This is a genomic window from Pseudomonas sp. GM24 (assembly GCF_000282235.1).
Lineage (GTDB): Bacteria > Pseudomonadota > Gammaproteobacteria > Pseudomonadales > Pseudomonadaceae > Aquipseudomonas.
On record NZ_AKJR01000289.1, the window covers coordinates 1 to 3,398 of the forward strand.

General features: G+C 59.1%; 3 protein-coding genes. 1 reads left to right on the plus strand and 2 read right to left on the minus strand.

The features are described from left to right. Positions 1-95: 95 nt before the first annotated feature. Together PMI23_RS26880 and PMI23_RS26885 are read right to left on the minus strand one after the other, a co-directional pair. On the minus strand, positions 96-527 hold the full coding sequence (locus tag PMI23_RS26880) for a DUF1294 domain-containing protein (RefSeq protein WP_007914792.1): 432 nt from the start codon (positions 525-527) through the stop codon (positions 96-98). Next, positions 524-1,354 (minus strand): undecaprenyl-diphosphate phosphatase, encoded by an 831-nt coding sequence (locus PMI23_RS26885; protein ID WP_042705049.1) that lies wholly within the window; start codon positions 1,352-1,354, stop codon positions 524-526. Before PMI23_RS26885 ends, PMI23_RS26880 begins: the two co-directional genes overlap by 4 nt. A 303-nt stretch (positions 1,355-1,657) precedes the next feature. Between PMI23_RS26885 and PMI23_RS26890 the strand changes: the two genes are divergently transcribed. After that, entirely contained in the window at positions 1,658-3,292 is a 1,635-nt protein-coding gene (locus tag PMI23_RS26890) for a methyl-accepting chemotaxis protein (protein WP_007914796.1), read from the plus strand. Positions 3,293-3,398: the final 106 nt, after the last annotated feature.

The window sequence follows — 3,398 nt, forward strand, 5'->3', positions numbered from 1 at the left end:
CCGAAGGCTGCGATCTTTTGACTTTGATCTTTTAAAAAGCAAGATCAAAAGATCGCAGCCTTCGGCAGCTCCTACAGGGGGATTTGTGTGGGCTGTCAGAACAGCGCCAGCAAGTTCGAGCCGAGAAACAGCTGGTCGATCCAGAACACTTGATGCAGCAGCACAATCACCCAGAACAAAATCTGAAACGACACCTTGCGCGTCTTGTGCCGGAAAACCTGCTGGGCGATCAACGCGCCCGGCCAGCCGCCCGCCAGCTCTACCGCATGCAGGATGTTCTCCGGTGTGCGCCAGGCATCAGCGCGCGCCTTGCGCTTGTCCGCCCAATACATGAAGAACGCCAGCACGCTGACGATCCCGTAAGCGGCCAGCGGGACCAGCGAAATCTCGCGCAGCCACATCGACAACGAGCCGTACAGCGGCAACGCGCAGACGATCAGCAGAACGACCAGTTTCAGCTTCAGGTTCTGGATGTTGTTGCCGCCCGAAGGTCGCCCTTCGGGCCGGCGTGCGCGGGAATCACTCATGGCCTGGCCGCCGCCCAGTCAACCCAGCCAAACTGCCAGGTCGCCAGAATCAGCAGACCGAACACGATCCGATACCAGGCGAACGCCGCATAACTGTGGCTGGCGATGAACTTGAGCAGACCGCGCACGGCAATCATGGCGAAGATGAATGCGGTGACGAAACCGATGGCGAACACCGGAAAATCCGCCGGGACAAACAGGTCACGGTACTTGTAGCCCGAGTAAACCGCCGCACCGACCATGGTCGGCATCGCAAGGAAGAACGAGAACTCGGTAGCGGTCTTGCGCGACAGGCCGAACAGCAAGCCGCCAATGATCGTCGAGCCGGACCGCGAAGTGCCGGGAATCATCGCCAGACACTGAGCGAAGCCGACTTTCAAGGCGTCCTTCCAGGTGATCTCGTCAACCGTTTCAGCGTGCACTTCATGCTGACGCTTTTCCGCCCACAACATGATGATGCCGCCCACCACTAACGCGGCCGCGACGGTAATCGGGTTGAACAGGTATTCGTGGATCAGGTCGGCAAAGATTACGCCCAGCACCACAGCGGGCAGAAACGCGATCAGCAGGTTGGCGGTGAAACGACGAGCGCTGGGCTGCGTCGGCAAACCTATGACCACATCGAAAATCTTCCGGCGAAACTCCCAGACCACCGCGAGGATCGCGCCGAGCTGGATGATGATATTGAACGCCATGGCCCGTTCGCCGCCGAATTCGAGCAAGTCGGCAACAATGATCTGGTGTCCGGTACTGGAAATGGGCAAAAACTCCGTCAGCCCTTCTACAACTCCTAGTATCAGTGCCTGCAAGGCCGTCCAAAGATCCATCAATCCCCCAAAGAGCGATGCACGCGGGCATGCTCCGATAGTATTTTTTTCGTTCACTGCGATCAGCGTAGCTGGTTATGGCTGTACCGATTCCGCGCGCACAGGATCCACACGAAACGGTCAAAATTCCGTGAAATATCAATTTGGATTCAGGTTTTCACGCGCGGGGCCGAAATCCTAACAGACAAGCCTTAATAGCGCTGCCGCGTTATACGACTTGGGTCGCGTATGCCCGCTCACAAATTCGTGGTTGGATGCTGGCGGTCGTTTATTACAAGAAAAAGAATCCGGAGTGACAGCGTTATGAACAGCTTGCGCAGTGTGTCGATCAGCCGACGCTTGTGGCTCATCTTGATTGTGGCGGTGGTCATGTTGCTGACCTTGGGCGTATTGATGCTCAAGCAGATCCACGACGATCTCTATCACGCCAAGGCCCAGAAAACCCAGCACGTGGTGCAGACCGCCAGCGGCCTGCTGACCTATTACCACGACCTCGAAACTGCCGGCACCCTGAGCAAGGACGCCGCGCAGAAACAGGCGCTGACAGCAATTCGTGGTTTGCGCTATGACCAGAGCGATTACTTCTGGATCAACGACCTCACACCCGTGATGGTCATGCACCCGACCAACCCGAAACTCGAAGGCCAGAACCTTTCGGCGATCCGCGATCCGGACGGCTTCGCGGTGTTCAACGAAATGGTCGCCATCGCCCGATCCAAAGGCGCCGGCATGGTCGACTACCGTTGGCCAAAACCGGGCGCCAGTGAGCCGGTGGCCAAGACTTCCTACGTCAAACTGTTCGAACCGTGGGGCTGGGTTCTTGGCTCCGGGGTTTACGTCGATGACGTACAGGCGGAGTTCCAGGGTCAGGTGATCAAAGCCACGGTCATCGGCCTGGCGATTGCGCTGATCATGGCGTTGCTGGTGATCCTGATCGCGCGCAGCATCGTCCGTCCGCTACAGGAAACCGTGAACGCCATGGCCAACATTGCCAGCGGTGAAAGCGACCTGACCCGCAGCCTCGATACCCATGGCAAGGATGAAGTCACCGAGCTTGCGCATCACTTCAATGCCTTTACCGCCAAACTGCGTCGCGTGATCGGTGATTTGCAGGTGTCGGCCAGCGCCTTGGGCCAGTCGTCCAGCGAACTGGGCAACGACGCTTCGCAGGCGCAACAGCGTAGCCAGCAGCAGTCGCAGCAGATGGAACTGGTGGCGACGGCGATCAACGAAGTGACCTACGGTGTGCAGGATGTGGCGAAGAACGCCGAGCACGCCGCCGCCGAAATGCGCGATGCCGAAGCGCAGGCGCAACAGGGCCAGATCAACATCGATGGCAGCTTGCAGCAGATCGACAAGCTGTCCGGCACCATCGATCAAGCGGTTGAAGTGATTCGCACCCTCGCCGCCGAAAGCACACAGATAGGCAGTGTACTGGAGGTGATTCGCTCAATTGCCGAGCAAACCAACCTGCTCGCGCTCAACGCTGCAATCGAAGCGGCCCGGGCCGGTGAGCAGGGTCGCGGGTTTGCCGTGGTCGCCGATGAAGTGCGCTTGTTGGCGCAGCGCACGCAGAAGTCGACAGCGGAAATCCAGTCGATGATCGAACGCTTGCAGAACCATTCCGAGGCGGCCGTGAAGGTGATCGGTGACAGCAGCAAGGCATCGCAACTGACCATCGAGCAAGCCGGGCTGGCGGGGGCGAGTCTGAATGCCATTGGCCAGGCGTTGCGCAATCTCAATGGTCTGAATGCGTCGATTGCCAGCGCCACGCTGCAACAGGCGCATGTGGTCGAGGACATCAATCAGAACGTCACGCAAGCGGCCGGCCTCTCGCACAGCACAGCGATCGCGGCCGAGCAATCGAGTGCGGCCAGCCTGCGCCTCGGCCAATTGAGCGAACAACTCAACGCCCTGCTGCGCCAGTTCCGCGTCTGACCCGTGTAACTCTGGTGAGCCCACCCCTCACCCCAGCCCTCTCCCAGAGGAGAGGGGGCCGACCGAGGTGTCTCAAGCTATACGTCGACCTGAAAAATCGAGTCGA

Bases quoted from the DNA above. Each gene is read 5' to 3' on its own strand.
- PMI23_RS26890 (WP_007914796.1), top strand. From the start codon at position 1,658: ATGAACAGCTTGCGCAGTGTGTCGATCAGCCGACGCTTGTGGCTCATC.
- PMI23_RS26880 (WP_007914792.1), bottom strand. From the start codon at position 527: ATGAGTGATTCCCGCGCACGCCGGCCCGAAGGGCGACCTTCGGGCGGC.
- PMI23_RS26885 (WP_042705049.1), bottom strand. From the start codon at position 1,354: ATGGATCTTTGGACGGCCTTGCAGGCACTGATACTAGGAGTTGTAGAA.